Below are 4766 nucleotides of genomic sequence, written 5' to 3' on the forward strand. Positions count from 1 at the left end.
AGCGCAACTCGCATCTGCGCTGCCTAACGCCTAGGTTCTGCTGCGCTTTACGCTGCGCCGCGCCGGCGGTAGCCGGTGTGGTGGCAGGGTCCAGCGACAGCAGCAATGTATGGTTAGGCGGCACTACGCGATCCGTCCAAACAGTCACGGCCGCAGCCCGTCTTCTAACGCAGCGGCCGAAACTACGAAACGAAGACCTAGCGCCGCTTCCGGATGTCGATCCTCGAGGTGGACGTGGTCCGACTCGAGCGCCTGGGCTTCAATCTGCTTGGCCACTTCCAGCAAGAAATCGGCAACCACCCGAAGCTCCGATACCGAGTCTGGAGCGAGCGTAACCTCCTGCAGTTCAAGCAGCGTTGCCAAGTTGCCCGTACTGTATCCGTACGCCTTCACCGAAGCACTCCCTCCCTCAATGTGACGTCTAACACCTTCGGTGAGCCGCACTTGACAGCGACCGACCGGAGCGGCAGCGCAGGGAGAGAGCTGTCAAGTGTCGGACTCGACCGAAATTGTTAGACGTCATTGCACCAGCGCCCCCGATTAGCACGAGCCTAGTCCGCGCGCGACTCCGGAGACCGGCTGTCAAAGTCTGACTCAACATCAACCTCTCCAACCTCGATCGTATAGGGCCTTTCGAAGCCCTCGCGGCTGAGCACATCTTCGTAACGAGTGAGGTGCCACTTGAGTCTCTCGGCTAGATCTTGCGCGCAGTCGAACAGCTCCTCGTCACCATGGGCAACCGCTCGCTCCATGAAGTAGACCGCGTCGGAAAGCATGACGCTCAAGCTATCGCCCTGTAGCGCTACACCCGGAAAGCGTCGGTTGGGCATGTGCACAATCCCGCTATTCGGAACGTGATCGTAGAGTTTCAACTCTGGTGGATACTCTTCGGCCATTCTCCGCCTCAATGCCTCGACTCACGTTACCGTGCCGCCTAACGCTTGTGCTCAGGTGCGCCGCGTACCGGCTCCGCCCCGGCGCAGCCGGGGTGGGAAAGCGAGTCCAGCGACACCTGCAGCCACTTGTTACACAGCGACGCGACCGCTACTGACGGCAACCTCAACTTCAGGTGCTTACGGCGACGCTGATTCATGCTGACAACCCTACCACCGATACGCTACGACGCAATCTAGGTACGCCGTCGGGCACTCCAGCCGGCATTGGCGCCACTACACGCACGTGACTCGAGTGCCTAGTGGGCTTGCCGGCTCAGCCGCCCCGGGCCACGGCACACCCGGGTTATCCCGTTTCCGATCAGGATCCGCTACGGCGCAGCGGGGCGTGAAGCGAAGCGTTCGGGCATTTGAGTACGCCACCCGATCAAACACCGCCGTCGCAGCGAGACAATCCAGGTCGCTGGCACTTGCCAACGGCGAATGGGCGTATCCGACTCGCATCGGCATCGATAAAGGCCGATGGGCACCCAAGCCAGCATGGCGGGCGCTACCCGCACGTGACTCTGGTGCCTCGTGTGCTTGCCGGTTTCAGCCGCCCCGGGCGACCACACACCCGGGTTCTCCCGTGTCCGACCGCGAAGCACCGAAGAGAACCAAGCGCAAATCGAGGAGCACAAGCGCGTGAGCTGGCCAGCTCAGAGCTACTTGCGACCGTATCTACTTGCCGCCTTGCGGAAACCTATCCGTGGAACTTGCGACGAGGGCGGAAGGCTAAGCCAAAACATCAAACTCGATAGCTTGTCCTAGCTGTGTAACAGCCAATTCTATCGACGCCGCGACGGTTTCCCACGCGACGTATCTGCACGGTCAACTCTCTAGGGTCAGCTACTAACACTCTGAGTTCCCAACGAACGTTGCAACGTGGACCGGAAATCAGTCTGCGCCAATTGTCGCGTGCGCATCAATCCCCCACGCGACCTTGTCCAAACTCTGGCCTGGCAACGTAGGGACCGCAAATCCCTGTAGTTGCATCGAAAAGTCGATCACCTTGCGGGTTATATCGCATGGGAAAATGTCGCACGCGCCTTCTTCACCTCATCGCTTACCTAGACCCAGAAAAACCATGCAGGACATCCGCCCAGCCGTCGAGCCAAACCCACCCCGCTTCATGGACCAACTCCGGCTCACCATCCGCGCCAACGGCCTGAGCTACGAAACTGAAAAGACCTACGTCCACTGGACGCTCCGCTACATCCGCTTCCACCATCGCCGCCACCCATCAGAACTCGGCGCGCCCGAGGTCGAGCAATTCCTCGGCGACCTGGCCGAGAACCAACAATGCGCAGTAGCCGCGCAACGCCTGGCGCTCAACGCCATCGTCTTCCTCTACCACCGTCACCTACGAACGCCCTTGGGGCACCTGGACTATCGCCCGGCCAAGAAGCAGCGCCGCATGCCCACAGTCTTCACCCACGCGGAGGCGAAGGCAGTTATCGCCGAACTGAACGGCACCAGCAAAGTCATCGGCACACTACTCTACGGCTCCGGCCTACGCGTCTCCGAAGCGCTCCGCCTACGCATCAAGGACCTCGACTTCGTTGCCCGCCAGATCACCGTTCGCGACGGCAAGGGCGGTAACGAACGCGCAACGCTCTTGCCAACCTCGTTGGACGACGTCCTCGAGGAGCAGATCCGCGAGGTGGAGGAACTCCACGCCTACGACCTGAACCGCGGCTACGGCGAGGTCTGGATGCCAGATGCCCTTGCGAGGAAGTACCCAAAGGCGGCGAAGAGCACCCCTTGGCAGTTCCTGTTCCCTGCCACTCAGCTGGCGCCGGACCCGCGTACCGGCGTCGTCAGGCGTCACCACCTGCACCGATCGGCCGTCCAGCGAGCCGTGGCCAACGCCATCCGGGCGTCTGGATTCCGCCGCCGCGCGAGCTGCCACACCTTCCGCCACTCCTTTGCGACCCGCCTGGTGGAGACGGGCTACGACATCAAGCTCGTCCAATCGCTCCTGGGCCACCGCGATATCCGCACCACCGAGATCTACCTCCATGTGGTCCGCAACCGCGCGGGGGCTATCGAGAGTCCAGTCGATCGAGCCCCATAGCCCTCCCCTCCCCTTGGAACGCCGCCCCGCGGCTCCCAAATCCTCCCGGGTCCGCCCCCGTTGGAGCCCTGCCCCAGCCCCAGTACCATAGGCGGCTGCCTCATTCCCATTACGAACCCAAAGGCCCCTAAGCGCATGGCGCCATCCGACGACCAAACCGACCAGCAGCAGCAGCCCCAAGACTCCGCCACCTTCTCCTTCGTGGAGATGGAGCACGCCATCCTGGCCTTCTGGGAGCGCACCCGCGCCTTCGAGCGCAGCCTGGAGCAGACCCGTGACGCGAAGCCGTACATCTTCTACGACGGCCCCCCGTTCGCGACCGGCCTCCCCCACCACGGCCACCTGGTGGCGAGCACCCTGAAGGACATCGTCCCGCGCTACTGGACGATGCAGGGCCGCTACGTCCAGCGTCGCTTCGGCTGGGACTGCCATGGCCTGCCCATCGAGCACGAGATCGACAAGCAGCTGGGGATGTCGGCCCATGAGGCGGTCGAGAAGCTGGGCATCGCGGGCTACAACGATGAGTGTCGGGCGATCGTCCAGCGCTACGTGAAGGAATGGCGCCACACGATCACCCGCTTAGGTAGATGGATCGACTTCGACAACGACTACAAGACCATGGACCCCTGGTTCATGGAATCGGTGTGGTGGGCCTTCAAGCAGCTGTGGGACAAGGGCCTGATCTACCAGGGTGTGAAGGTGATGCCGGTGTCGACGGCCCTGGGCACGCCCCTGTCGAACTTCGAAGCGACCTCGAACTACCACGACGTGCAGGATCCGGCGGTGACCGTCCTCATGCCCCTGCGCGACGAGGAGGCGAGCCTCGCCATCTGGACCACCACGCCCTGGACCCTGCCGTCCAACCTGGCGGTCTGTGTGGGGCCGGAGATCGAGTACGTCCTGGTGCAGGACAAGCAGACCCAGCAGCGCCTCTACATGGCGGCGGCGCGCATGGACGCCTACGGCGGCGAGGAGCGCTTCACGGTCCTCGAGCGCCTCACTGGCGACGCCCTCGTGGGCAAGGCCTACGACCCGGTCTTCCCCTACTTCGCGGACCAGCGCGAGCAGGGCGCCTTCGTGGTGGTGAGCGATGACTACGTGACCACCGACAGCGGCACGGGCCTGGTGCACCAGGCGCCGGCCTTCGGTGAGGACGACTACCGCGTGCTGCGCGCCCACGACATCTCGGCCTTCGCGGCGCCGGTCACGGTGAACGGCGAGTTCACGGCCCAGGTGCCGGACTTCCAGGGTCAGCACGTGAAGGAGGCGGACAAGGGCATCATCCGCCACCTCAAGGACACCGGCGCCCTCTACAAGCAGGACGTCATCGACCACAGCTACCCCTTCTGCCCCCGCTCGGACACGCCGCTCATCTATCTCGCGGTGCCGTCTTGGTTCGTGAGCGTCACCAGCATCCAGCAGAAGTTGATCGACGCCAACGAGCAGATCCGTTGGGTGCCTGACCACATCAAGCACGGCCGCTTCGGCAAGTGGCTGGAGGGGGCGATCGACTGGGCGATCTCGCGCAACCGCGTGTGGGGCACGCCCCTGCCCATCTGGATCAATGACGAGACGGGGAGCATGAAGTGCTTCGGCTCCATCGCGGAGCTGGCGGAAGCCACGGGCGTCACGGTCACGGACCTGCACCGCGAACACGTGGACCCGTTGACCTTTACCGTCGACGGGGAGGCGGGCACCTACAAGCGCATCTCGGAGGTTCTCGACTGCTGGTTCGAGTCGGGGTCGATGCCCTACGC

At 63.4% G+C, this 4766-nt stretch carries 4 protein-coding genes; 2 read left to right on the forward strand and 2 right to left on the reverse strand.

Annotated elements, in window-relative coordinates:
* Positions 1-144 precede the first annotated feature (144 nt).
* Together AAF184_24740 and AAF184_24745 are read right to left on the reverse strand one after the other, a co-directional pair.
* Positions 145-393, reverse strand: a complete 249-nt coding sequence (locus AAF184_24740) for a hypothetical protein (GenBank protein ID MEO0425565.1) — start codon at positions 391-393, stop codon at positions 145-147.
* 158 nt (positions 394-551) lie between these two features.
* A complete protein-coding gene (locus AAF184_24745) occupies positions 552-896 on the reverse strand; it encodes a hypothetical protein (GenBank protein ID MEO0425566.1) in 345 nt (114 codons plus the stop codon).
* A 1123-nt stretch (positions 897-2019) separates the two neighbouring features.
* Here AAF184_24745 and AAF184_24750 point away from each other — a divergent pair.
* Together AAF184_24750 and ileS are read left to right on the forward strand one after the other, a co-directional pair.
* Complete coding sequence (locus AAF184_24750; protein ID MEO0425567.1) at positions 2020-3009, forward strand: integron integrase; 990 nt, start codon at positions 2020-2022, stop codon at positions 3007-3009.
* A 135-nt stretch (positions 3010-3144) separates the two neighbouring features.
* On the forward strand, positions 3145-4766 hold a 1622-nt coding region (gene ileS, locus AAF184_24755), incomplete at its 3' end, for an isoleucine--tRNA ligase (protein ID MEO0425568.1).

It is taken from the genome of Pseudomonadota bacterium (genome assembly GCA_039815145.1).
GTDB lineage: Bacteria > Pseudomonadota > Gammaproteobacteria > Steroidobacterales > JBCBZW01 > JBCBZW01.